The organism is Pseudomonas sp. 2822-15, assembly GCF_002742515.1.
GTDB classification, from domain to species: domain Bacteria; phylum Pseudomonadota; class Gammaproteobacteria; order Pseudomonadales; family Pseudomonadaceae; genus Aquipseudomonas; species Aquipseudomonas salomonii.
The window spans coordinates 181,250-207,594 of the sequence record NZ_LJRY01000199.1 but is presented as its reverse complement, the minus strand read 5'-3'; the positions used below and the strand labels follow the sequence as shown (position 1 = coordinate 207,594).

The following is a 26,345-nucleotide window of genomic DNA, read 5'->3' as shown; positions in this document are numbered from 1 at the left end:
AGTCAACACACCTTTGGCTGATCTACCGCCATCGCAGGCAAGCCAGCTCCCACATTGACCTCTGCGGTCAGTGGCCCAGTGCGTCCTTCAGGAACCCCGGCGCGATATAGCGCTGGTAATGCGCCTCGGACAAGATAAAGAACTCACGATCAATGGCATCGCGCAGTTCCGGCAGCGCCCACTCACGAAACTCCGGCAGCAGCACCATGCCATAGGCTTCCAGGTTGGAAATCACCCGCGCGCCACGGGCGATCAACTGGTAGGCCCAGCAGTATTCGGACTGGTGCGGCACAAAGCGAATCTTGCGCTGCTCAAGCTGCCCGCGCAGCATCTTGGGGTCGAAGACTTCCAGTTTGCCGGCCATCACTTGCACCAACAGCTGTTCCAATCGCAGCCATACCGCGCGTTTTTCTTCTTCGTTATAGCCATTCCACTGGATCACCTCATGGTGAAAGCGCTTGCAGCCGCGGCACACGAGATCGCCGTAAACCGTGGAGCACAGGCCGACGCAGGGGGTCTTGATGGCTTGGTTGGACATGGGCAGCGCACACAAATCAGCGAAACGATGCGCCATGTTAGCCCTTTGTCTAAGGTTGATCACCCAGCAAACTTGGTGAGGTAACTTACCTTTAGATTTTTTTTGCCGTAGAATCATCCGGCCTTGTAAGGCGCCAATAATCCGCTGGAAGCTGTTTTCAAAGCGTCACGAGCACAGTCGTTCCTTCAGAACGGTGTTGGCGCAGGTTCGACCCGGTAGGTCAGAGCCCGCGCCAACCCTCATCAGCTCCGTTCTGCAGGCGTAAAACTTTGAAAGCAGCTTCTGTGAGGAATGCCGGCAGCGCTGGCTTTGCGGCCCAAAAAGCCCCCGAGCGCATGCGTGCCGTTCATTTCTGGATGAGCGTCCCGTGGGACCACTGATGAGGGTAATAACTGTGCTTGAAGCCTACCGCAAACATATCGAAGAGCGCGCAGCACTGGGTATCGTTCCCCAGCCGCTTAACGCCGAACAAACCGCAGGCCTGGTCGAGCTGCTGAAGAATCCTCCGGCTGGCGAAGAAGAATTTCTCGTTGACCTGATCACCAACCGCATTCCACCAGGCGTTGACGAGGCTGCCTACGTCAAGGCCGGCTTCCTGTCCGCCCTGGCCAAGGGCGAAGTCACTTCTCCCCTGATCGACAAGAAACGCGCGGTTGAACTGCTTGGCACCATGCAAGGCGGCTACAACATCGTGACGTTGGTCGAGCTGCTGGACGACGCCGAGCTGGCCCCTGTCGCGGCCGCCCAACTCAAGCACACCCTGCTGATGTTCGATGCGTTCCACGACGTGGCCGAAAAAGCCAAGAACGGCAACGAGCACGCCAAAGGCGTGATCCAGTCCTGGGCTGACGGCGAGTGGTTCCGCAACCGCCCAACCCTGGCCGACAAGATCAGCCTGCGCGTATTCAAGGTCACCGGCGAAACCAACACCGACGACCTGTCCCCTGCCCCGGACGCCTGGTCCCGCCCTGACATCCCGCTGCACGCCCTGGCCATGCTGAAAATGGCACGCGAAGGCATCGTGCCGGACGAGCAAGGCAAAACCGGCCCGATGAAGCAGATCGAAGAGATGCGCGGCCAGGGTTTCCCGATCGCCTACGTCGGCGACGTGGTGGGTACCGGTTCGTCGCGTAAATCGGCAACCAACTCGGTATTGTGGTTCTTCGGCGACGACGTACCGTACGTGCCGAACAAGCGCGCCGGCGGCTTCTGCTTCGGCAGCAAGATCGCTCCAATCTTCTACAACACCATGGAAGATGCTGGCGCACTGCCAATCGAATTCGACGTGACCAACATGAACATGGGCGACGTGATCGACCTGTACCCGCATGCTGGCAAAGTCTGCAAACACGGCACCGACGAAGTCCTGACCACCTTCGAAATGAAGACCCCGGTGCTGTTGGACGAAGTTCGCGCCGGCGGCCGTATCCCGCTGATCATCGGCCGTGGCCTGACCGACAAGGCGCGCGCCGAACTCGGCCTGGGCCCTACCGACCTGTTCAAGCTGCCTGAAGCCCCTGTCGACACCGGCAAAGGCTTCACCCTGGCGCAGAAAATGGTCGGCAAGGCCTGCGGTCTGCCAGAAGGCAAAGGCGTTCGTCCTGGCACCTACTGCGAGCCGAAGATGACCACCGTGGGTTCTCAGGACACCACCGGTCCTATGACTCGTGATGAACTCAAAGACCTGGCGTGCCTGGGCTTCTCGACCGATCTGGTCATGCAGTCGTTCTGCCATACCGCGGCGTACCCCAAGCCGATCGACGTGACCACCCACCACACCCTGCCTGACTTCATCATGACCCGTGGCGGTGTATCGCTGCGTCCAGGCGACGGCATCATCCACAGCTGGTTGAACCGTATGCTGCTGCCGGATACCGTCGGCACCGGTGGTGACTCCCACACCCGTTTCCCGATGGGCATTTCGTTCCCGGCCGGTTCCGGTCTGGTCGCGTTTGCCGCAGCCACTGGCGTAATGCCACTGGACATGCCGGAATCGATCCTGGTGCGCTTCAAAGGCAAAATGAAACCTGGCATCACCCTGCGTGACCTGGTTCATGCCATTCCTTACTACGCGATCCAGGCTGGCCTGCTGACCGTAGAGAAGAAAGGCAAGAAGAACGCCTTCTCCGGCCGCATCCTGGAAATCGAAGGCCTGAACGACCTGACGCTGGAACAGGCTTTCGAGCTGTCCGACGCCTCGGCTGAACGTTCGGCTGCCGGTTGCACCATCAAGCTGTCCAAGGATTCGGTCACCGAGTACCTGAACTCCAACATCACCCTGCTGCGCTGGATGATCGGCGAAGGCTACGGCGATGCACGTACCCTGGAACGTCGCGCCCAAGCGATGGAAGCCTGGGTTGCCAACCCGGAGCTGATGGAAGCCGATGCCGACGCCGAATACGCCGAAATCATCGAGATCGACCTGGCCGAAATCAACGAGCCGATCCTCTGCGCACCAAACGACCCGGACGATGCCCGTCTGTTGTCCAGCGTTGCCGGTGAGAAGATCGACGAAGTGTTCATCGGTTCGTGCATGACCAACATCGGTCACTTCCGCGCTGCCGGTAAACTGCTGGAGCAGGTCAAGGGCCAGCTGCCAACCCGTCTGTGGCTGTCGCCGCCGACCAAGATGGACGCTCACCAACTGACCGAAGAAGGCTACTACGGTATCTACGGCAAGGCTGGCGCGCGCATGGAAATGCCGGGCTGCTCGCTGTGCATGGGTAACCAGGCACGTGTAGAGCCGAACTCGACGGTGGTGTCGACTTCGACCCGTAACTTCCCGAACCGTCTGGGTGATGGCGCGAACGTCTACCTGGCCTCGGCTGAGCTGGCGGCAGTTGCCTCCACCCTGGGTCGCTTGCCGACCGTCGAAGAGTACATGGGCTACGCAGCGAAACTGGACACCATGGCCAGTGACGTTTACCGCTACCTGAACTTCGACCAGATCGCCGAGTTCCGCAAGATCGCAGCAAGCGCCAACATCCCGGTGATTCAAGCCTAAGATGTTGTGATTTGAAAAACGCCGCGCATCGCAAGATGCGCGGCGTTTTTTTATGCCTGGAATACAGCGCTAACAACCCCACCAAACAAATGTGGGAGCTGGCTTGCCTGCTCCCACACTTTTTGATCATTGGCACTCACGACCTGGTGTGCAACGCCAACTGCACTGCGCCATCGACACTCAAGGCACTCAGCAAAACCTGTGGCGCAACGGCTTCGGGCAAGGCTTGCAGTACTTCCATCGCCGCATGCCGCACCCGCGCCAGTACCAGCCGCTTGCCCTCCCCGTGCACCTGCGCAAAAAACGCTGCCAGCGCCTCGATACTGGTGCCGTCAAGGTCAGGAGACTCCTCCAGGCTCAACACCACCGCCTCGACCGGCGACTGACGCATCAAGCGCAACGCCGCACCCAGTATGCGCTCGGCATTGGCGAAGAACAGCGCTTCGCTGGGCCGCACAATCAACAGGCCAGGCACTTGCACCGCATCGGCATGGTGTTGTTGGTCAACAAAATCGTGAGTGTCGCCCAAGCGCCCCAGCACTTGAATATCCGCCGAAGACATCTGGCGCAACATCAACACCACGCTGATCGCCACCGACACCAGCAAGCCATCCAGCACGCCCAACACCAGGACCGCCGCTACCGCGCAGACCACCAGCAAACGGTCACGGCGCCACCGGAAATAACGGCCCAAGGGTTGCAGGCTCAAACCACGGCCCAGCGCGTAGATGACGATGGCGGCGAGCACCGGCTCCGGTGTTAACGCCACATACGGCAGCACCGTCAACACGATCACCAGCACCACCAGCGCCGCAATGATGCCCGCCAGGCGCGAACCGGCGCCGGCGGCCTCATTCGCCGACGTCGCCGAATAGCCCGCACCGGCGGGCATGCCATGGAACAACCCGGACACCAGATTCGCCGCGCCCAGCGCCAACAGATCGCGATTGGATGACACCCGGTCGCCATGTTTAAGTGCGAACGAACTGATAGAGCCGTAGGACTCCGCATACAGGATCATGACCAAGGCAAAGGCCAGCTCGCCCAGGCGCAACCAATCCGCGAACGGCAGCACCGGAAAGTGCCCCAGTTCCAGACGCAGATCAATCATGCCGATCAAGGCCACGCCATGGGCCTGCAAGCCCAGGTACTGCCCGGCAACAATCCCCAGCACCACCACCAGCAAGCCGCCCGGCAAACGCGGGATTCGCGCGCACAGCCACAAGACGAGCAACGCCGCCCCCGCGACCAGCGCCGCCGGCCAGTTCCAGCGCGCAAGTTGTTCCAGTAGTTGCGGCAGGAAACGGATCAGGTTGTTATCGGTCAGGTGTACGCCCACCACACTCGCCAATTGCTTAAGGATGATGGTCAGCGCCAGGCCAAAGGCAAAACCGCGCAACACCGGCTTGGCGATAAACGACGTCACACCGCCCAGCTTGAACAAACCGGCCAGCAAAAACAGCACGCCGGTGATCAGCACCAGGCCGAAGGCCAGGGACAGCCTGAGCGCCGAATCATCCCCGGCCAGGCTGGCGGTAGCAGCCGCCAATACCGCCGCCGAAGAGGACGTGGCCGACACAATCGCGAAACGGCTGGTGCCCAGCAGGCCGTAACACACCAGCCCGGCGAACAAGGCGATCACACCGGCCTGCGGCGGCAATGCGGCGATGCTGGAATACGCCACAGCCTCCGGCAGCAATAAACCGGCGATGGACAACCCGGCAAGGATGTCCTGGGTACGATTGGGTGGTAAGGCAACGGGCGTAACGGTTTCAGTTTTCAATCGGCCCAACCCACCCAGGCAAATAACGGGCTTCCTGACTGCGCGCCAGGGTCATGGCCTTGCCCACCAATTTGGCATTTGGCTGGCTGACAACATCGCTGCCGATACGGCTGCGAAAGAAGTCCGCCCACAAAAACTCACTGAACGGTGTTGCGTCCTTGGCGTAACCACCGGCGGTGCGCAGCAGGCCGGCAAGGCTGCGGTAAGGGTCGTCCTGCAGGTCGGTTATCTTGCGGGGAATGGCTTCATAGGTACGCCGCAAACCGCGCGCGTCGTAGGGGTGGACCCATTGATTGAATGCCATGACATTCCAGAAGGTGCTGCGCTCCACGAAAGACAGGTCCTTGAGCATCAGCAGCGACACACTCTTGACCTCTTCCAGAATCAAGGCCAAACCAAAATGGTGATGGTCGGTGATGTAGTAGCGCTCGTCCGGCCCCAGCACACAAGGAAACCAGTGTTTGTCGAGGGCGGCGGCGCGCTCCTTGCGCTTGAGTTTGGTCCAAGCGTCGCGCTTGGCAGCGACTTCCGCCATGCCGACCGTCAATTGTGTAGGGTGCAGTTTTTCCAGTTTGCCTGTGACCAGTTGCGGGCGGGGCCGAGCCATGGGTATCTCCAAAGGGAACCAACACGTCGACAGCTTAGCCCTCATTGCCATCGGGATTTTTTTCGGACACAAAAAAAGCCGACTCACGCAGTGCGCGAATCGGCTTTGCTGCCTGCTGCCGGTTATCAGGACAGCAGCGAGTAAACCAACGCAGTAATCGCGATCAGGCCTACAGCGGTGACAAACACATTCGACGCCTGCCCACGGTACTTGGCCATGGCCGGCACCTTGCGGATCGCGTACATCGGCATCAGGAACAGGATCGACGCGATTATCGGACCACCGAGGGTTTCGATCATGGTGAGAATGCTCGGGTTGAGCGTGGCGACCAGCCAGCACACTACCAGCATGAAGGCGGCGGTCATGCGGTCCAGGGACTTGGCAGCCGGGCGACGACCGGTTTTCAGCACCAGGCCCTTGAGGCCTTCGCTGGCGCCGATGTAGTGGCCCAGGAACGACTTGGCGATCGCCACGAACGCAATCAACGGCGCGGCGAAGGCGATGGTCGGGTTGTCGAAGTGGTTGGCCAGGTACGACAGGATCGACAGGTTCTGCGCTTTCGCTTCAGCCAACTGCGCCGGCGACAGGGTCAGTACGCAGCTGAACACGAAGAACAGCACCATGGCCACCATCAACAGGTGCGCACGGCACAGGATCTGCGAGCTTCGCGCATCGGCGTTGGCGCCGTACTGGCGTTTCTGGTCAACCGCGAAAGCCGAGATAATCGGCGAATGGTTGAACGAGAACACCATCACCGGTATCGCCAGCCACAGGGTATTGAGCAGCACTGAGGGTGCCGGGACTTCGCTGACGGTGCTGAGGATGCCGCCGGTCCAGTGCGGAATCAGGTACACCGCCAGGAACAGCAAGGCAACGATGAACGGATACACCATCAGGCTCATGGCCTTGACGATCACTTGCTCGCCACAACGCACCACGGCCAGCAGGCCGAGGATTAACACAAAGGCCAGGATCGCGCGTGGCGGCGGCAGGATGTGCAGTTGGTGTTCCATAAAACTGCTGACGGTGTTGGTCAGGGCCACGCTGTAGATCAGCAGGATCGGGAAGATGGCGAAGAAGTACAGCAAGGTGATCAGCGCACCGGCCTTGAGGCCGAAATGCTCTTCAACCACGTCGGTGATGTCGGAGCCGGCGCGGCCGGACAGCACGAAGCGCGTCAGGCCACGGTGAGCGAAGAACGTCATCGGGAACGCCAGCAATGCCAGGATCACCAGGGGCCAGAAGCCGCCCAGGCCGGCGTTGATCGGCAAAAACAAAGTACCGGCGCCAATGGCGGTGCCGAACAGGCCAAGCATCCAGGTGGTGTCCTGGCGGCTCCAGCTTGTGAGGGTTGCAGGTGTCGTTGCATAGCGTTCATCGACGCTATTGGCCTGATCATTCATCCGGTCGGATCTCCGCATTTACACGGCCGGGGCGAGTCAGAAAAACCTGACAGGCAGCGCCCCGTCCATAGAAGGGGCCGGATTGTCCGGGATTCTCTCGAATAAGCAAAGACTTAGCTGAGGAATGGTTAGCCGGTGCAGGCGTGCAAGGGGGCCCTGGGCGGCCGTTTGCGAGGGCTGGGGCAGCGTAGGCGCAGGATCCGGAATCCATTTAAAACAACTAACTTACAAAACACATCCGACATTAAAAAAAGACACGTCCTGCATCTAATTTATATTTTCATCTCAATAGACCTATAACTGTTACAGAACCATACATAGCCATTGAGCCATCGCCAAGGTGCAAATTAAGATCCCCGCTCACACTTCACACAAACACCGTGCCGTGCTGTTAACCCGTTAGCGGTCCAATAAAAAAACAGCCCTATCGAATGACATTATTCCCCCGCCCCAATGCTGCACCCTGCACGTTAACAACAATGAAGGTGCCCAACATGAACCCCAGCAACGCTCTCAAACTGCTTTTAATACCTGCATTGGTAACCGCCGTATTGTTTCCCGGCGCAGCCAACGCCACAACCAGTACGCAAACCACCGTTAACACGACCACGCCTGATAACGCCGTCATGTTAACGGTGTTTCTCAAGCATGATCAGTCGCGGCCCTTGAGTGAGTTGAAGGCACAATTGGCCAAGCAGCAATTTCACAAAGTATTCCCGCCTGCCGGTGTAGAAGTGGTGAGTTGGAACATAACCATGGGCATCGGGCAGGTCATCGTCCTGCGCCTGCCCGCGTCGCGCCTGGCAGAAGTAAACCTGGCGATCGAAAACACCGCCTGGGGTGTTTACACCACGCAATTCTTCCCTACCTACGACTTCATGCCCATTGCGCAAGCGGAACAAACCAAGGCGCGGCAAGCGCAAACCACTCAGTAGTCGCGATGCAGGGGCTGCCGTTTCAAACACCACGGCAGCCCATGGAGAATACATTCCACAACAAATCTATTTTAGAATCCCCCCCATTCCTGTACGTTTCAGGCAGTGTCCGCCTACATCCTGAGAACCCAGCCATGCCGCGCGTCTCCCGCAAACAAGCCGAACTCAACCGCGAAATCATCGTCGAGGCAGCCACGCACCTCTTCCGAGAGCGCGGCTTGCACGGTATCAGCCTGTCTGACGTAATGGCCGCAGCCGGCCTGACCCACGGCGGTTTTTATGGGCACTTCGCATCCAAGGAAGCGCTGGCCACCGAGGCGTGCCAAAAGGCATTCGAACAATCGAACCAGGGCTGGCAGGAAAAAATCAGCCGCAGTGATGATGTGCGCGCCGCCCGCGAAGCCATCCTGCGCCCGTATTTTTCCACCAGGCACCGTGACAACCCTGGCGACGGCTGCCCCATCTCGGCCTTCACCCCGGACATGTGCCATGAGCCCGCTGACACGGCGTTGCAACATACCTTTATTGAGGGTGTTGAACAGTCACTGCAGGTTTTTGCGCAGCTTCAGGATGAAGACCGCGAGGCGATGCTCGCCAAGTACGCAATGATGATTGGCGCGCTCACCCTCGCCCGTGCGACACGCGGCAGCAGTTTGTCAGATGAATTCCTTGAGGCTGCAAGAAATACCCTGCTGCAAGAGCAGAACTCGGACAGCGCCGTTGACAGCCACGCGCCCTCCCCAGCATGATCAGGCCATGAACTTAATTCAGCCCGGCCTCACCCGCACCACCACCACGACCGCTTATGGCGGGTCGTGCGGTTGCTGTGGGTGCCAGAGCTAAAGACACCCAGCAACAACCCAAGGCCCCGCCAGTAATGGACGGGGCCTTTTTATTGCCCCGCCCGCTGGCCACTGCAAGGAGCAAGACCATGGCAAACGCCCTGTTGATCATCGATATGCAAACCGGTTTATACGACGGGCCGGAATCCCCCTTCGAGCGCGAGCGCGTGCTGGGCACCATCAATCAGCTTATCCAGCGCGCCCGCAACGCCGGCGCCCCCATCTTCGCCGCCCGCCACACCGGCCCGGCGGGTTCGCCGATTGCAGCAGGCAGCCCGCTCTGGCAGCTGTGGCACGGCCTCGAGGTGGACGCAGCGCGCGACCACCTGTTCAATAAAACCCGCCCCAGTTGCTTCCTGGGCACCGAGTTGGCGCAACAACTGGCGGCAGCGCAGGTCGACGAATTGGTGGTGGTCGGCATGAAAACCCAGTTTTGCATCGACACCACGTGCCGCGTAGCAGTGGAGCTTGGGTTTTCGGTGGTGCTGCCCGAGGACGGTCATACCTGCATGAACACCCCGACCTTGTCGGCCCTGGCGATCATTGAGCATCACAATGCGACCTTGGCGGGAGCATTTGTGAAGCGGGTGAAAGCGCTGGATATCGAGTTCTAGCGTCACCTGTGCGGGATTTTTCTGATTGAGCAGATCGTTCCGTCTTACAAATCCCGCATACTCGTCCTATCAAACCTTTCAGGAAGAGCCTTGCGATGCCCACCACTGTTCTGGTCCTGGTTGAAACCATCAACGAATACCTGCAAATCATCGAGAGCAATGACTTTCATGTGATTCTGGCGCCGACGCCGGCCGAGCGTGCCCAAGCGATCAAGGCCCACGGCGCGCAGATCAAGGCGGTACTCACCCGTGGCCCGCTGGGGCTGTATGCCGAAGAAATCGCGGCGCTGCCGTTGCTGGAAATTATCTGCGTGATCGGCGCAGGTTATGAGCACGTGGATCTGCAAGCGGCAAGCAATCGCGGGATCGTGGTCACCAACGGCGCTGGCGTGAACGCGCCGTCGGTAGCTGACCACGCCATGGCTTTGCTGTTGGCGCTGGTGCGCGGCATTCCCCAGACTGACGCGGCGGTGCGGCGCAGCGAATGGCCGAAAGTGATGCGCCCTTCCCTGGGTGGCAAGCAACTGGGCATTCTCGGCCTCGGCGCAGTGGGCATGGAGATTGCCAAGCGTGCCGCCCTCGGTTTTGGCATGGAAGTGAGTTACCACAACCGCCAGCCCCGCGATGATGTGGACTACACCTATTGCGCAACCGCCGTGGAGCTGGCGCGCACCTCGGACTTCCTGATCCTGGCCACGCCGGGCGGGGCCGGCACCCGCCATTTGATTGATCGCCACGCGCTGGACGCGTTGGGGCCGAACGGTTACCTGGTGAACATCGGACGTGGCAGCGTGGTGGTGACCGCCGACCTGGTGGCTGCGCTGGAACAACGCCGTATCGGCGGCGCCGCGCTGGATGTGTTCGACGATGAACCGAAAGTGCCCGACGCCCTCAAGCGCCTGAGCAATACCGTGCTCACCTCCCATGTCGCCGGCCTGTCGCCGGAAGCGGCCCACGACACCGTGCAACGCGTGGCCGATAACCTGGTGGAATACTTCGCCGGCCGCCCAGTGCTGACACCGGTTACCCTGCCGCCGCGCAACTAGTAGCGATTAGCCAGCGCCGGCGCAAAACCTGACTACACTGCTTGCGGGTATGCTCAGGACGTCGGTGCAGGACCGGCGAAGGAACGCACAATGATTGGCCATGGACTCGGCCCGGCCCGCCAGCGCGGCGCCATCGGCCTGATAGGCGCGTTAACCCTCGGTATTGCGCTGCTGTTTCTGCTGCTGGTGGTCGACAGCGGTCGCCTGTACCTGGAGAAGCGCAAATTGCAGCGTGTGGCCGACACCGCGGCGCTGGAGGCGGTAAGCCGCAGCGGCACTTGTGCGGCGCCCGCCAACAATGCTGCGCAGTTTGCAACTGAAAGCGCGGCGCGCAACAACTTCAGCCTCGACGACAATCGCACCCTGGCCACCGCCTGCGGCACCCTCGCCACCGGCGCAGATTTTATGCGCACGTTCAGCGCCGACCCGAACAAAACCGACGCCATCCGGGTGGTTGCCACCCATCGCGTGCACACCAGCCTTGCCCATGGCGTGCTCACCCTGTTCTCGCGCCAATCCGTCAACCTCACAACGCTGCTGAGCGCCACTGCCGTCGCCGCCGCGCCAACCCCCACGGTTGCCCAGCTCACGGTTCGCAGCACCTTATTGACCGTGGACAGCACCCAGTCTGTTGCCCTTAACGCCTTGATCGGTGGCCTGCTGGGCGGCAAGTTGCAACTGGACGCAGTGGGCTGGAACGGTTTGCTTAATACCGATATCAGCCTGCTCAAGTACCTGGATGCCCTGGCCATCGAATTGAAAGTCAGCGCCGGCAACTACGACCAGTTGCTCAAGACCGACGCCACCGTCGGCCAACTGATCCAGGCGGCCATTGATGTGCTCAAGCTGGGCGGTGATGCGGTCAACGTGGTGATCAACGACCTGGAAGCCATCAAGCTGATTGCGCCGGGCTCGCAGATCCTGCACCTGGGCGACCTGATCAATATCCAGAACGGCACCGACAAAACTGCATTGGATGTGAACCTGCAACTGTTCAACCTGATCCAGGGTTTTGTGCAACTGTCGAACAAAGCCAGCGCGGTTGCCGTGGAGCTGCCGGTCAATGTGCTGGGCCTGCTCGGCGTGACCCTGTCGACCAAAGTGATCGAGCCGGGGCAGGTTTCCAGCATCGGCAACCCCAAAGATATCGCCAGGCAGCCCATCTATGTGCGCACCGCCCAAGTGCGCACCTTGATCTCGGTCAAATTGCCGATCGTCACCCTGGTCAATAACCTGCTGGGGGGCGTGGTGCAGGCGCTCAGTGACCTGTTGGGCGGGCTGTTTGGCTTGCTCGACCCCAATTGCTGCCTGGTCGCCAGCCTGGAAATCGGCGACACCCTCAATATCGCCCTGGAAGCGGCCGGCGGCAGCGCCAGGGTCACCGGCTACCGTTGCGACAGCGGTAAAAAGTCGTTGTCGGTACTCGGCGAAACCTCGGCATTGCGCGCGATGATTGGCCAGGTTGACCCCAAGAACCTGTACTCATCCACCGAAACACTCAAGGTAGACGAGTACCCGCTGGTGGATATCGGCACTAAAACCTGCAAGCGCGGCACCGGCGTGTGCGGCAACAGGCAGGCCTTTGCCGCGGGCGGCCTGGGCGTCCGAGTCGACAGCGAAGTGTTGAAAAGCGCGCGTGCGCACACCTACACCGACCCGCCCGCTATCAACCAGCAACCGCTCTATTACGCATTCGCCAGCTCGAACGCGGTCAGCAGCCTCAAGGAAACACTCACCGGCGTCCAACTGATCAACCACCCGCCCAAAATGGCCAGCCTGTTGGGCGCCGTACTGGGCCTGGTCACGGGCGTGGTCAACGGTTTGCTCACCACCCTGGGCGGTTTGATTGCCGGGCTGCTCGGCCCGCTGCTCGACCCCATCGTCAACAACCTGCTCGCCGGCCTTGGCATCGACCTGGCAAAAGTCGAAATCGGTGCCAACCTGTCCTGCAATCCCGGTGGCCGCGCGATGCTGGTGATTTGAGCACATCAGGCCCACTGATCATCGTCCAACACGCTAACCTATTAAGCCGCCCCGACCTTGTCGCTGGGCGGCGGTGCGCATTAGATTAGCCAATAGTCCAAGGCCTTTAGAATAAGCAGAAGGGATAAGCATGGCGCTTAACGACCAATCGACCCAGATTCGCCCCGGCGAAGAACTTGATGCCAGCCTCATCGATCCCTACCTCAAGGCGCATATTCCGAGCCTTGCCGGCCCGGTCAAAATCAGCCAGTTCCCCGGTGGCGCGTCCAACCTGACTTACCTGCTGGAATACCCCGGCCAGGAATTCGTGCTGCGTCGCCCGCCGTTTGGCCACAAAGCCAAGTCCGCCCACGACATGGGCCGCGAATACCGCATTCTCAATCAGCTCAAGGACGGCTTCCCGTATTGCCCCAAAGCCTATGTGCACTGCCTTGATGAATCGGTGATCGGCGCCGAGTTCTATGTGATGGAGCGCGTCAACGGCATCATCCTGCGCTCGGACCTGCCGGCCGAACTGGGCCTGGACGCGGCCAAGACCGAGGCACTGTGCAAAAGCTTTATCGACAAGTTCGTTGAACTGCACCAGGTGGATTACGCCGCCTGTGGCCTGGCCGACCTGGGCAAGCCCGAAGGGTATGTAGCCCGTCAGATTCGCGGCTGGAGCGACCGCTACGAAAAAGCCCTGACGCCCGACGCACCCAGCTGGGAAAAGGTGCGCGCGTGGCTCAACGACAAGATGCCGGCTGACCACCCGACCGCCAGCATCGTGCACAACGACTACCGCTTCGACAACGTGATTCTCGACCCGCACAACCCGATGCAGATCATCGGCGTACTGGACTGGGAACTCACCACGTTGGGCGACCCGCTGATGGACTTGGGCAACACCCTCGCCTACTGGATCGAAGCCGCGGACCCTGCGCCGGTACAACTGATGCGCCGCCAACCCAGTAATGCGCCGGGCATGCTGACTCGTCGCCAATTCGTCGACTATTACGCCGAACGCTCCGGCATCCGGATCGACAATTTCGACTTCTACTACACCTATGGCCTGTTCCGTTTGGCCGGCATTGTGCAGCAGATCTACTACCGTTTTTTCCACGGCCAGACCCAGGACAAACGCTTTGCGCAGTTCATCCATATGAACAAGCTGCTGGAGCAAATGAGCCTGAATGTCATCGCTAAATCAGCCCTCTGACTACAAGAGCAAGGAACCCAGCATGTCCAAGACCCACCTGTTCGACCTCGACGGCAAAATCGCATTTGTTTCCGGCGCCAGCCGTGGCATCGGTGAAGCCATCGCCAAGCTGTTGGCCCAGCAAGGTGCGCATGTGATCGTCTCCAGCCGCAAGCTCGAAGGCTGCCAGCACGTGGCCGATGCGATCATCGCCGCCGGCGGCAAAGCCACCGCCGTGGCCTGCCATATTGGTGAAATGGAGCAGATTACCCAGGTGTTCGCCGGTATCCGTGAGCAGTTCGGGCGCCTGGATATCCTGGTCAACAATGCCGCAACCAACCCGCAATTCTGCAACGTACTGGACACCGACCTGGGCGCGTTCCAGAAGACCGTTGACGTGAACATTCGCGGCTACTTCTTCATGTCAGTGGAAGCCGGCAAGCTGATGCGCGACAACGGCGGCGGCAGCATCATCAACGTGGCCTCGATCAACGGCATCTCCCCGGGTGTGTTCCAGGGCATCTACTCGGTGACCAAGGCCGCCGTGATCAACATGACCAAGGTGTTTGCCAAGGAATGCGCGGCGTTCGGCATCCGTTGCAATGCGCTGCTGCCGGGCCTGACCGACACCAAGTTCGCCTCGGCGCTGGTCAAGAACGACTCGATCCTGAAGATGGCCCTGGCGCAGATCCCGCTCAAGCGCGTGGCCGACCCAAGCGAGATGGCCGGTGCGGTGCTGTTCCTGGCCAGCGATGCGTCCAGCTACACCACCGGTGTGTCGCTGAATGTGGACGGTGGTTTCCTGTCCTGACCAGAGCCTGCAGGCACTGCCAATCCCCTGTGGGAGCGGCAGTCGTTGACTCAAGGGCGCTTGAACTGTTGGCGTAGCGTCTCTATGCGCGCTCGGCAAACACACCCCTCCAGGTGATCATTGACCATGCCCATCGCCTGCATCAGCGCGTACATCGTGGTGGGGCCAACAAAGGTCCAGCCGCGTTTCTTCAAGGCCTTGGACAAGCGCACCGATGCCGGTGACGTCGGGTTGCCGGTCCAGTAAGCCATGTCCACCACCGCCGGGCGTTCCTCTGGCGGAGGTTCAAATGCCCACAACCAGCGCGCCAGCGAACCGGTTTCGTCCACCAGTTCACAGGCCCGGCGCGCGTTGTTGATGGTCGAGACGATCTTTGCGCGGTTGCGCACGATGCCTGGGTCGTTCATCAGCCGCTCGATATCGGCCTCGCCGTATTGCGCAACGCGGCGAAAATCAAACCCTTCAAACGCCGCCCGAAACTGCTCGCGCTTGCGCAAAATGGTGATCCACGCCATGCCCGCCTGAAAACCTTCCAGGCAAATTTTCTCGTACAGCTGGGTATCGTCTGCCACCGGCACGCCCCACTCGTGGTCGTGGTAACGCGGATATTCAGGTGCGGCAGTGCGCCAGGTGCAGTGCGTCTGGCCTGCTGCGTCGGTGGTCAGCCCGGGTCTATCCATGTGTCACCTCGCCAATCAAGGCGCGGATGATAAGCGAAAAAAAATATTACCTGCCAACCGCTCAAGCATCACCCATACCGACCAACTGGTCAGACCGGGACCTGGCAACCGCCGAATATTTACTTGTGATTTGAAAAAAACCCGGCGTAGACTGGCCTCGCACTGGACATACCGGTAAGACCACAACAATTAAGCCCTGGAACCACCAGGGCACCGAATAGAGATCCCTCCCATGCTCAGATGGTGCTCGCGTTCGATTTTCCTGCAAGTCGTGATTGGCCTGATGTTAGGCGTTATCTGCGGCCTGGCCCTTCCCGAATTCTCCTCGCAACTCAAACCCCTGGGTGACGGCTTTATCAAGCTGATCAAAATGCTGATCGGCCTGATCGTATTCTGCGTGGTGGTCAGCGGTATATCCGGTGCCGGCGACCTGAAGAAGGTCGGGCGCATCGGCTTGAAGTCAGTGATCTACTTCGAAGTGCTGACCACCGTCGCCCTGGTGATCGGCCTGATCATGGCGTTCAGCACCGGTATCGGCCAAGGCGCCAATATTCACTTGGAGCAGCTGTCGTCCGCCGGCCTCAATGAACTGGCCGACAAGGGCCAGCACATTCGCGGCACCAGCCAGTTCCTGATGGACCTGATCCCCAACTCGGTGATCGGCGCCTTTGCCGACAACAACGTACTGCAAGTGCTGCTGTTTTCGGTGCTGTTCGGCAGCGCGCTGAACCTGGTGGGCGAAGCCGCTTCCGGCATCTCGCGGCTGATCAACGAACTTAGCCATGTGATCTTTCGCATCATGGGCATGATCGTGCGCCTGGCGCCAATCGGTGTATTCGGCGCCATTGCCTTCACCACCAGCACCTACGGCCTCGATTCTCTGCAACACCTGGGCAGCCTGGTGGGCTTGTTCTACCTGACCTGCTTTGCCTTTGTCGGGCTGGTGCTGGGCCTGGTGATGCGTTTGTCCGGCCTGCGCATGCTGCCGCTGCTCAAGTACCTGCGCGAAGAGCTGCTGATCGTGATGGGCACCGCCTCCTCCGACGCGGTATTGCCGCAGATCATGCGTAAACTCGAGCACTTGGGCATTGGCAGCTCCACCGTCGGCCTGGTGATTCCGACCGGTTATTCGTTCAACCTCGACGGTTTCTCAATCTACCTGACCCTGGCCATTGTGTTTATCGCCAATGCCACCGGCACGCCGCTGTCGATGACTGATTTGCTGACCATCCTGCTGGTGTCGTTGATCACCTCCAAAGGTGCCCATGGCATTCCGGGCTCGGCGCTGGTGATTTTGGCGGCCACGCTGACCGCGATCCCGGCGATTCCGGTAGTCGGCCTGGTGCTGGTGCTGGCGGTGGACTGGTTCATGGGCATCGGCCGCGCGCTGACTAACCTGATCGGCAACTGCGTGGCCACCGTGGCCATCGCCCGTTGGGAAAAAGACATTGATATCCAGCGCGCCAACAAGGTGCTCGACGGCGAGCAAGGGTATGCCTTCCAGGCCAAGAAGCCGGTGCTGCCGGCGCATCAGGAGTTCTAGCAACATAATTCAACTGTGGGAGCTGGCTTGCCGGCGATAGCGGTGGGTCAGCCATAAAGATGTTAAGTGACAGTCAGTCATCGCAGGCAAGCCAGCTCCCACATGGAATCGTCATCGTATTGGCAACATCCAAGGAGACGTAGACGTGATCAGCACTTCAACCGTCGTCAATTCAGTCGTAGAAAAACTGCGCGCCGCACTCAAGCGGGGCCAATGGCGCCAGGGCGACATGCTCCCCGGCCAGCGTGAACTGGCCGAGCAGATGGGCATCAGCCGCCCGAGCCTGCGCGAAGCCGTGATCGTGCTGGAAACCCTCGGCCTGGTGCGCTCGATGCCCGGCAAAGGCGTGGTGGTGCTGGAAACCAGCGTCAACGAACCGCAATCCAGCGACGCCGTGGCCGACGCCAGCCTCGAAGATATCCTGCAACTGCGCTACACCCTCGAACCCTTTATTGTCGGCCTGGTGGCCCAGTCCATCAGCAGCAAGGAAGTCGGCCAATTGCGCCTGACCTTGATGGACATGCGCGAAGCCCTGGAGGCCGGCGACGCCGAAGCGGGTATGAACGCTTACATCGGCTTTCACGAAGAGCTGTTCGCGCTGACCTCCAACCCGATCTTCCAGAACGTGGTGCAGCAGACCAGCAACGCCCTCAAGCAAAGCGCCCAGGTACTGCGCAATTCGCCCGAGCACTTGGCCGAACGCCTGCAGGAGAACGACGCCGTGGTGCGCGCCATCCGCAACAAGAACAGCGCCCTGGCCAGCGCCGAAATGCGCCGGCACATCCTCCAGGAAGGCCTGCGCATGGGCATTCGTTTGAACATCCCGGACGACCATCTGGGCAGCTGATTTTTTGGAGACCGACCATGAGCGCCCACGCCCTGCAACGCAATGCCGTCCTCCCTGCCCTGCGCCTGGTTGGCGGCAAAAAACTGTCGGTGGATGACATCTACCCACGCCTGTTCGACGCCATCCTCGAACAACGCATCGCCCCGGCCAGCCGTTTTACCGAAGAGAGCCTGGGCGAAACCTTTGGTGTGAGCCGCAGCGTGATTCGCCGTGTGCTGGCCAAACTGTCCCACCAGCAAGTGATCATCCTGCGCCCCAACCAGCGCGCCCAGGTGGCGGCGCCGGATGCGCAACAGACGCGGCAGATCCTGGAAGCACGGCGGATGACCGAGATCACCGTGGTGCAGTTGGCGTGCGCCCAGGCGACCACCACGCAGATACGCCAGCTGCGCGAGTTGATTGCACGGGAGCGCGACTGCATCGAACGCGACCAGCGCGGGCCGGCCATTCGATTATCGGGGGAGTTTCATCTGCAATTGGCGCAGATGGCAGGCAACGCCCCGTTGGCGCAATTCCTCAACAGCCTGGTGCCGTTGACGTCATTGATCATTGCGCAATATGAAGCGAAAGCCTGCACCTACTGCGCGTGGCAGGAGCATCTGGCGATTGTCGATGCGGTGGAGCAACGCGACGTGCGCAGCGCGACAAGCCTGATGAGCCGGCATCTGGATCACCTGGAAGACAAACTACTCCCGCTTGGGAAACGCCCGACATAACGAGCGTCCGCTAAGCTGCAGAATGCATTCATTCCTTACATCAAGGCCCACCTACGGATGAATACTTCGATGCAACCCTTTGCCTTTACGTTGCTCGCAGCTCTTTTCATACCATCGCTCACGGTTTACGCACACGCCGGTGACGACGTAATCATCACACCCGCGCACCCCGTGTGGTTGCTTGAGCGGCCCGACGTCGACAACCCGATGTTGACCACCGCACGGACTTTTGGTGACAGCGCTTACAACAACTTCCACACCAAGGCCAGCCTGGAAATCAGCTGCCACCCGCGAAACCCAACGGCCGGGCTGGCGCTGCAAATAGAGCCGCAATCGTTGGGCTTCGATATTGAACCCTTTCATGGTCCAGACGCCAGTACCAGTGGGCCGTTGCGTATTGCCACAGGAACCCGCACGGCCATTGAGCTTTCGGTCAGCGGCGTTTGGGCTTACGCCGGGTCTTTCCAGCTAGGAACCGTCTTTGCGTTCAGCACCCAAGTGCCGCGTGATGAACTGGCCTACTGGGCCAGTGATGCCTCACGGGGCCAGACGCTGAAACTTTGGTTGGCGCCCGCCATGGCAGGCGGCAAGCCGCTGACGGCAACCTTCACATTGCCGGCAAACAACGATGGGTTAAAAAAAGTTATCCAGCCGTGTTTGGGTAGTCGTTAACGCTGGAAGATCAAGTGTGGGAGCTGGCTTGCCTGCGATAGCGGTGGGTCGGCAGCCTTCCTGTTACTGAAAGACCGCTATCGCAGGCAAGCCAGCTCCCACATTGGGTGTGTGGGGTTTGATGAATGTGGCGCCAACAAAAAGCCCCCGCCTCTCACGAGGCGGGGGCTTTTGTTTTACCGAGGGATCAAGCCGGTTGCAGCACCGACTGACCGCTCAATGCCAGGTCGAGCAACTCACGGTTGGCGACCGCATACATGGCGTAGTCCGTGCCGACGGCTGCACGGATTTCGACCATCATTGCGCGCCAGCGATCGGCCATGTCCTGGTGCTGCTCAAGCCACAGGGCCACGCGGGCTTCCATGTCTTGTGGCGCATCGGCCATTTGCAGCACCGAGATGGTGATCGCCCGTTGCTGCCAGTCCACGTCGTCGCGGAACGCTTCGCGGGCCTGAGCCTGCCAGTTGTTGGCCACCGGCAGATCACTGATCTGCTGCAGGTACCACGGCAGGTCCAGGGCGCTGCCGACGGCGAAGTAGGCCTTGGCCACTTCGGCGGCGTCATGCCCGGTCACGTCGGCGGCTTCGATGATCGGCAGCAAGGTGTACAGGTGAGTCGTACCGGCAACCATGCGCGCCAACAACTCCGGTACGCCGGCTTCGGTGTAGGCCTGGTAGCGGTTCTGCCAGCCTTCGCGGGTCGGGCCTTCCAGCAGTTCGTCGAGCTTGAGGCCCAACGCCGCCAGGTGCGGACCAAAGTGCGCGGTGTCGCGGCCAGCGTCCTGCTCGTTGCGACGGCTGCGCAGGAACCAGCGCGTAGCGCGACGGCCCAGGCGCATCAGCTCATCCATCAGCTCCAGTTGCACGTCGGCGGACACCTGGTGGTCCAGGGCTTCGATCTGACGGAACCAGTGCGGGAGGTGGAAAATGTCACGCACGATCACGTAAGCGCCGGCCACGTTCGCCGGGCTCATGCCGGTCGACTCTTTGAGTCGCTGAACGAAGGTGATGCCCATGTGGTTGACCAGGTCGTTGGCGATCTGGGTGCTGACGATTTCGCGCTTGAGGCGGTGACGGCGCATGGCTTCGCCGAACTTGGCCACCAGGCTCGGCGGGAACGCGGTCTCCATGTCACGGGTCAGGTAATCGTCATCGGGCACCAGCGACTTGAGCAGGGCTTCCTTGAGGTCGATCTTGCTGTAGGAGATCAGCACCGACAGCTCGGGACGGGTCAGGCCCTTACCGGTGGAGGCACGCTCCACAAGCTGCTCTTCGGTCGGCAGGTACTCGATGGCGCGATCCAGCTTGCCACGGCCTTCCAGGTCGCTCATCAGGCGCTTGTACTCGGCAGCACGCTCGTAAGCCTTGCGCGCGGCCAGGGACAGTGCCTGGGTTTGCTTGTAGTTGTTGCCCAACACCAGGTTGCCGACTTCGTCGGTCATGCTCGCCAGCAGCTGGTTGCGCTGCTTGTCGGTCATGTCCCCGGCCTGCACCACTTCGTTGAGCAGGATCTTGATGTTCACTTCGTGGTCGGAGCAGTCCACACCACCGGCGTTGTCGATGAAGTCGGTGTTGGAACCGCCGCCATTGAGGCCGAATTCCACACGGCCCAATTGGGTCATGCCGAGGTTACCGCCCTCGCCCACGACCTTGCAGCGCAGCTCGTTGCCATTGACGCGCAGCGCGTCGTTGGCTTTGTCGCCCACGTCGGCGTGGCTTTCGGTGCTGGCCTTGACGTAAGTCCCGATACCGCCGTTCCACAACAGGTCCACCGGCGCCTTGAGCAAGGCGTTGAGCAGTTCGGTCGGGGTCAGCTTGTCGGCCGAAATATCAAAGCGCTCTTTCATCTGTGGCGAAATAGCGATGCTTTTGGCGCTGCGCGAGAAGATCCCGCCGCCTTCGGACATGATGCTGGTGTCGTAGTCGGTCCAGGCCGAACGCGGCAGCTCGAACATGCGCTGACGTTCGACGAAGCTGGTCGCCGGGTTCGGGTTCGGGTCGATGAAGATATGCAGGTGGTTGAAGGCCGCGACCAGTTGCAGCTTGTCGGACATCAGCAAGCCGTTACCGAACACGTCACCGGCCATATCGCCGACGCCCACCACGGTGATGCTGTCTTCCTGCACGTTGATGCCGCGCTCACGGAAGTGACGCTGCACACCCACCCACGCGCCCTTGGCGGTGATGCCCATTTTCTTGTGGTCGTAACCGGCAGAACCACCGGAAGCGAACGCATCACCCAGCCAGAAGCCGTAATCAATGGCAATGCCGTTGGCGATGTCGGAGAAGGTCGCAGTGCCCTTGTCCGCCGCAACGACCAGGTACGGGTCATCGTCGTCATGACGCACGACATTGACCGGCGGCACCAGGGCGCCGTCCTTGAGGTTGTCGGTAATGTCCAACAGGCCGGAAATGAAGATGCGGTAGCAGGCGATGCCCTCGGCCGCGATTTCGTCACGGGTGCCGCCCAATGGCAGGCGACGCGGCAGGAAGCCGCCCTTCGCACCGACTGGCACGATGACCGAGTTCTTCACCTGCTGGGCTTTTACCAGGCCAAGCACTTCGGTGCGGAAGTCTTCTTCACGGTCGGACCAGCGCAGGCCGCCGCGTGCCACGTTACCAAAGCGCAGGTGCACGCCTTCAACACGCGGCGAGTACACGAAGATTTCAAACTTCGGCACCGGCTTGGGCAGCTCGGGAATCGCACGCGGGTCGAACTTGAAGCTGAAGTACGACTTGTTCTGGCCGTTGGCGTCGGTCTGGTAGAAGTTGGTGCGCAGGGTGGCCTTGATCAGGTCCAGGTAGCGACGCAGGATGCGGTCTTCGTTGAGCACCTGAACATCGTCCAGGGCTGTGAGAATCGCTTGCTCCAGGCGTTGCTGCTTGTCTTCGAGGTCGTCGGCAGTGAGCTTGCGCGCCAGGTAGAAGCGGGTCTTGAACAACCGGGTCAACTCGCGGGCGATGTCGGTGTGGTTGTTCAGGGTGCTGGCGATGTAACCCAGGTCGAAGCCCAGGCGGATCTGCTTGAGGTAACGGGCGTAAGCACGCAGCAACGCCACGTCGGGCCAAGGCAGGCCGGCGGTGAGTACCAGGCGGTTGAACGCATCGTTTTCGGCATCGCCATGCACGATGTGCACGAACGCGTCCTGCAGGGTGTCGTTGAGCTGCTGAATATCCAGGTTCACGCCTTCGGCGGCGATGAACGCAAAGTCATGGATCCAGAACTCACGGCCATTGGCATGACGCAGGCGGTACGGGAACTCGCCCAGCACGCGCAGGCCGAGGTTTTCCAGGATCGGCAGCACGTCGGACAGCGCCAGCGGCGTGTCGGCGTGGTAGAGCTTGCAATGCAGCTCACGCTGGCCGGAGACCTGGCCCAACGGCTGATAGAAGCTCATGACCAGCGGGTTGGCTTCGGTCAGGCTGTTGAGGTGCTGCATGTCGACCACGGCCGAATGCGCGGCAAAACGCTCGCGGTAACCTGCCGGGAAGCCTTTCGGGAAGTCCGCCAGCACGTTGGTGCCCTGGGCTTCGCCGAAGCTTTCCACGACCAGGCTGGCGTAGTCGTCCTGCCAGCTGCGGCAAGCCTGCACCACTTCTTTTTCCAGTTGAACCGGGTCGATGTCCAGGCGGTTCTTCGGGTCCACCCGCAGAATCAATTGCACACGGGCCAGTACGGACTCGGAGAAGAAGGTCCAGAATTCGCAGTCCGACGCTTTCAGGCGGTCCATCAGCACTTGCTGGATCTTCTGGCGCACTTCGGTGGAATAGATATCGCGCGGCACGTAGGCCAGGCAGTAGCAGAAACGACCGTACGGGTCTTTGCGCAGGAACACGCGGATCTTGTTGCGCTCCTGGATCTGCACGATCGACATCACGGTGTTGAACAGCTCGTCGACCGGGGTCTGGAACAGGTCATCACGGGGCAACACTTCAACCACCTGGGCCAGCTCTTTGCCCAGGTGCGCCTTGGCCTGGAAGCCCGAGCGACGCTCGATTTCCGCGACTTTACGGCGAATGTAAGGGATAACCCGCACGCTTTCGCCGTACACCGACGAGGTGTAGAGGCCCATGAAGCGGTGTTCCTTGATGACCTTGCCGTCGGCGCTGATCTCACGGATCGACACATAGTCCGGGTAAGCCGGGCGGTGCACGCGGCTTGGGTGCGCGGCCTTGGCGAACGACAGCACGGTCGGTTCACGCAGGTAGGCCACGGCATAGTCTTCGATGCGCGTGTCTTCGGCGGTGAGGCCGGCACGCAGCAATTTGGTCAGACCGAGGAAGGAGCCGGTGTCATATTCGATATGACCGCCGTCCGCCTCGTCACGTACCACGAACTCTTCATAACCCAGGAAGGTGAAGTGGTTGCCCACCAGCCATTCCAGGAAGCTCTTGATCTCGGCTTTCTCTTCGCCGTCGATGCTGAACTCGCTGGCGTCGATACCGGCCAGCAGGTCCTGGACCTTGGCTTTCATCGGTTCGAAGTCGGCCACAGCCACGCGCACTTCGCCCAGCACCTGCTCAAGCTCTTTGCTCAGCACGTTGAGTTCGGCGGCATTGGCGCAACGGTCGATTTCCAGGTACATCAGCGATTCTTGCTGAATGCCTTCGCCCTGGGTGCCTTTTGGCAGGATTTCCAGCAACTCGCCTTTGTTGCCGCGACGCACACTGAGCACAGTGGTTTGCAGGGTGTGGATGCTGTAGCCACGGCGGTTGAGCTCGGTGCGTACCGAGTCGACCAGAAATGGCAGGTCATGGTGCAGCACTTCAACCGCGGTGTGGGTCGACTGCCAGCCATGACGTTCGTAATCGGGGTTGTAGACCCGCACTTGCGGTTGAGTGTGGTCAAAGCGCTCAAGCAGGCGCCAGGCAGACAGGGTGCAACCGGCCAGGTCGGAAAGGCGACGTTGGGTCAGTTCGTCCAGGGAAATAATGCCGAAAAATTGCTCAGCGAACAGCGCCACTTGTGGCAGTGCCTGTTCACTGATGTGCTGCGCCAGTGCCGCTTGCAGTTGATGCTGGAAGTCGGCCTTGCTGGCTGCGGTGAAGAACGCCATCTGTGGTACTCCGCTTGGGCTTGTTATTGATGGAAGCGTCGCGTGTTATCCCCTTGCAGGGAGACCGTCAGCGCTGTTCGTCGGTACTGATAACAAGCACCTTAAACGAATCAGGGTGACAGGTGGGTGAAGCTGGACAAGACAATGAGGTCACATACAACTTCCATAAGATGCACTCCACGCCAGACGACGGTAAGACGGGCAGGTCAGGCTCCCGGCACAGGGCACATCCGTTGCGCAGCTTAACGAGTGTAGGAAGACAGCTGCTTGCGACGCTGCGACATATTCGGTCATCGGTACGCAGGCTTGGGGTTGCGACTTGGGCAACCCGAATTTTTCCGAAGAAAAACCGGCTATTTCCAACCTGTCGAGTATCAAAAATGACTGATGTTGCCCGTCAAGTCATGCATTGGTTCTGACACAGAATGCAGCACAAAATTCGCCGCAATGGCACAATTGCCTCGCTGCGCCCTCCCCCCTACAGGATTTCCCATGCTGCAAATGAACACTGATGCGTTGATGGCCACTCCGTGCGACGACGAAGAAGACAACATGGCCATGCTGTGCTGTCACGGCAAAAATGGCGAGATGTTCATGCTCAGCCGCTACCCGGACGAAGATGAGGTTGAACTGACCTGGGACTATGAGCCGTCGACCCTGGACGGGCTGAAAGTCGCCCTGAGTGACACCACCCTGGTGATTGAACTGGCGGCCGGCGATGCCGATGTACTGGGCGGCAAGGACTGCCTGGCGATCACCCACACCACCGCTGCGGCGGATATGGCTGAAGTCGAAGAAACCTTGCAGAACATTCTCAAGGGCACCGGCACCTTTACCCGTATTTAGCCAGCTCCACCGCTCAAATGTGGGAGCTGGCTTGCCTGCGATGGCTTCAATTGGGAGTACCTGATACACCCAGGTGCCTGCATCGCAGGCAAGCCGGCTCCCACAGGGACCGAGTAACCTTTGGTGAAATTTGTACGCTGCACACAAAAATCCTACACGTTTTGCTAAAAATACCGCCCGCGCCGTTAGTCGCCGCACCCCGCGATGCATTAAAGTAGACGCCCCAGGCCCGGCGGTTTTTTTCGACGTTGGGGCTCATCTCTCCAGGAACCGTCATCGATGGAACATCGTGAAGCGCTGCTTGCGCTGCGAACCTTTCTTTCTACGCAGATTCTCGGCCAGGAAAAACTCATCGATCGCCTGCTGATCGCCCTGCTCGCCGACGGCCATATGCTGGTCGAAGGCGCACCGGGCCTGGCCAAGACCAAGGCCATCAAAGAGCTGGCCGAAGGCATCGAAGCGCAGTTCCATCGTATCCAGTTCACCCCCGACCTGCTGCCCGCCGACATCACCGGCACCGAGATCTATCGCCCGGAAACCGGCAGCTTCGTGTTCCAGCAAGGCCCGATCTTTCACAACCTGGTGCTGGCGGACGAAATCAACCGCGCCCCGGCCAAGGTGCAATCGGCACTGCTCGAAGCCATGGCCGAACGCCAGGTCAGCGTGGGCCGCAGCACCTACGACCTGTCGCCATTGTTTTTGGTGATGGCCACGCAAAACCCCATCGAGCAGGAAGGCACTTACCCGTTGCCCGAAGCCCAGCTCGACCGTTTCCTGATGCACGTCAAAATCGGCTTCCCGGACGCGGCCGTCGAACGGCGCATCCTGCAACAGGCCCGTGGCGAAGCACTCAATGGCGAAACCAAGCCTGAACGGCGCGTAAGCCAGCAGGCGATTTTTGCCGCGCGCAAGGAAATCCTAGGCCTGTACATGGCCGATGCGGTGGAGGAATACCTGGTGCAACTGGTCATGGCCACACGCACCCCGGCCAAGTTCGACCCGGAAATGGCCGAGTGGATCGCCTATGGCGCCAGCCCGCGCGGCTCCATCGCCCTCGACCGCTGCGCCCGCGCCCATGCATGGCTGGCCGGGCGCGATTTTGTGAGCCCCGAAGATATCCAGGCGGTGCTGTTCGACGTGCTGCGCCATCGCATTATTCTGTCGTTCGAGGCCGAAGCGGCCGGCATTGACCAGGACCGCGTGGTGCAACGCATTCTCGACGTCGTAGCCGTCGCTTGAACC

20 protein-coding genes are annotated in these 26,345 nt (G+C 60.4%); 14 read left to right on the top strand and 6 right to left on the bottom strand.

Features of this window, described 5'->3' with window-relative positions:
- Positions 1–67: 67 nt before the first annotated feature.
- Positions 68–538, bottom strand: coding sequence for a DUF1289 domain-containing protein (locus AOA59_RS20165; RefSeq protein ID WP_056860344.1), 471 nt, complete (start codon positions 536–538; stop codon positions 68–70).
- A gap of 394 nt (positions 539–932) precedes the next feature.
- On the opposite strand from AOA59_RS20165, the gene acnB reads away from it, so the two are divergent.
- A complete protein-coding gene (acnB, locus tag AOA59_RS20160) occupies positions 933–3,542 on the top strand; it encodes a bifunctional aconitate hydratase 2/2-methylisocitrate dehydratase (RefSeq protein WP_017137496.1) in 2,610 nt (869 codons plus the stop codon).
- Positions 3,543–3,678: 136 nt separating this feature from the next.
- Here acnB and AOA59_RS20155 read toward each other — a convergent pair whose 3' ends face one another.
- The 3 genes from AOA59_RS20155 to AOA59_RS20145 form a co-directional block, all read right to left on the bottom strand.
- The gene (locus AOA59_RS20155; protein WP_099488851.1) at positions 3,679–5,325 is read right to left on the bottom strand and encodes a SulP family inorganic anion transporter; all 1,647 of its coding nucleotides are present in this window, start codon (positions 5,323–5,325) and stop codon (positions 3,679–3,681) included.
- The gene (locus tag AOA59_RS20150; protein WP_056860246.1) at positions 5,315–5,932 is read right to left on the bottom strand and encodes a ParB-like protein; all 618 of its coding nucleotides are present in this window, start codon (positions 5,930–5,932) and stop codon (positions 5,315–5,317) included. The genes AOA59_RS20155 and AOA59_RS20150 overlap by 11 nt, the downstream gene beginning before the upstream one ends.
- 125 nt (positions 5,933–6,057) lie before the next feature.
- Positions 6,058–7,335 carry a serine/threonine transporter gene (locus tag AOA59_RS20145; protein WP_099488850.1) on the bottom strand — a complete coding sequence of 426 codons (1,278 nt, stop codon included), beginning with the start codon at positions 7,333–7,335 and terminating at the stop codon, positions 6,058–6,060.
- Between the two features lie 494 nt (positions 7,336–7,829).
- Between AOA59_RS20145 and AOA59_RS20140 the strand changes: the two genes are divergently transcribed.
- From AOA59_RS20140 to AOA59_RS20110, 7 genes are all read left to right on the top strand, one after another.
- A complete protein-coding gene (locus tag AOA59_RS20140; protein WP_099488849.1) occupies positions 7,830–8,270 on the top strand; it encodes a hypothetical protein in 441 nt (146 codons plus the stop codon).
- A gap of 134 nt (positions 8,271–8,404) precedes the next feature.
- Entirely contained in the window at positions 8,405–9,019 is a 615-nt protein-coding gene (locus AOA59_RS20135) for a TetR/AcrR family transcriptional regulator (protein WP_099488848.1), read from the top strand.
- Positions 9,020–9,201: 182 nt separating this feature from the next.
- Positions 9,202–9,726: a cysteine hydrolase family protein gene (locus AOA59_RS20130; RefSeq protein ID WP_099488847.1), complete on the top strand. Its 525-nt coding sequence runs from the start codon at positions 9,202–9,204 to the stop codon at positions 9,724–9,726.
- A gap of 95 nt (positions 9,727–9,821) precedes the next feature.
- A complete protein-coding gene (locus tag AOA59_RS20125; RefSeq protein ID WP_069786353.1) occupies positions 9,822–10,772 on the top strand; it encodes a 2-hydroxyacid dehydrogenase in 951 nt (316 codons plus the stop codon).
- A gap of 90 nt (positions 10,773–10,862) precedes the next feature.
- Positions 10,863–12,755, top strand: a complete 1,893-nt coding sequence (locus AOA59_RS20120; protein ID WP_099488846.1) for a pilus assembly protein TadG-related protein — start codon at positions 10,863–10,865, stop codon at positions 12,753–12,755.
- A 130-nt stretch (positions 12,756–12,885) separates the two neighbouring features.
- Positions 12,886–13,953, top strand: coding sequence for a phosphotransferase family protein (locus AOA59_RS20115; protein ID WP_099488845.1), 1,068 nt, complete (start codon positions 12,886–12,888; stop codon positions 13,951–13,953).
- 22 nt (positions 13,954–13,975) lie between these two features.
- Positions 13,976–14,743 carry an SDR family oxidoreductase gene (locus AOA59_RS20110; RefSeq protein ID WP_056860254.1) on the top strand — a complete coding sequence of 256 codons (768 nt, stop codon included), beginning with the start codon at positions 13,976–13,978 and terminating at the stop codon, positions 14,741–14,743.
- 50 nt (positions 14,744–14,793) lie between these two features.
- Here AOA59_RS20110 and AOA59_RS20105 read toward each other — a convergent pair whose 3' ends face one another.
- Complete coding sequence (locus tag AOA59_RS20105) at positions 14,794–15,423, bottom strand: DNA-3-methyladenine glycosylase I (protein WP_069786351.1); 630 nt, start codon at positions 15,421–15,423, stop codon at positions 14,794–14,796.
- A 217-nt stretch (positions 15,424–15,640) separates the two neighbouring features.
- On the opposite strand from AOA59_RS20105, the gene AOA59_RS20100 reads away from it, so the two are divergent.
- From AOA59_RS20100 to AOA59_RS20085, 4 genes are all read left to right on the top strand, one after another.
- Positions 15,641–16,966, top strand: a complete 1,326-nt coding sequence (locus AOA59_RS20100) for a C4-dicarboxylate transporter DctA (protein WP_169986452.1) — start codon at positions 15,641–15,643, stop codon at positions 16,964–16,966.
- Between the two features lie 145 nt (positions 16,967–17,111).
- On the top strand, positions 17,112–17,813 hold the full coding sequence (locus AOA59_RS20095) for a FadR/GntR family transcriptional regulator (RefSeq protein ID WP_065931302.1): 702 nt from the start codon (positions 17,112–17,114) through the stop codon (positions 17,811–17,813).
- 17 nt (positions 17,814–17,830) lie between these two features.
- Positions 17,831–18,529 (top strand): GntR family transcriptional regulator, encoded by a 699-nt coding sequence (locus AOA59_RS20090; protein WP_099488844.1) that lies wholly within the window; start codon positions 17,831–17,833, stop codon positions 18,527–18,529.
- A 69-nt stretch (positions 18,530–18,598) separates the two neighbouring features.
- Positions 18,599–19,201: a hypothetical protein gene (locus AOA59_RS20085; RefSeq protein ID WP_065931300.1), complete on the top strand. Its 603-nt coding sequence runs from the start codon at positions 18,599–18,601 to the stop codon at positions 19,199–19,201.
- 187 nt (positions 19,202–19,388) lie between these two features.
- Here AOA59_RS20085 and AOA59_RS20080 read toward each other — a convergent pair whose 3' ends face one another.
- Positions 19,389–24,257, bottom strand: a complete 4,869-nt coding sequence (locus AOA59_RS20080; RefSeq protein WP_099488843.1) for an NAD-glutamate dehydrogenase — start codon at positions 24,255–24,257, stop codon at positions 19,389–19,391.
- 492 nt (positions 24,258–24,749) lie between these two features.
- On the opposite strand from AOA59_RS20080, the gene AOA59_RS20075 reads away from it, so the two are divergent.
- Both AOA59_RS20075 and AOA59_RS20070 read left to right on the top strand, forming a co-directional pair.
- A complete protein-coding gene (locus AOA59_RS20075) occupies positions 24,750–25,103 on the top strand; it encodes a hypothetical protein (RefSeq protein ID WP_099488842.1) in 354 nt (117 codons plus the stop codon).
- A gap of 279 nt (positions 25,104–25,382) precedes the next feature.
- Positions 25,383–26,342: a MoxR family ATPase gene (locus tag AOA59_RS20070; protein ID WP_003174327.1), complete on the top strand. Its 960-nt coding sequence runs from the start codon at positions 25,383–25,385 to the stop codon at positions 26,340–26,342.
- The last annotated feature ends 3 nt before the right edge of the window (positions 26,343–26,345 follow it).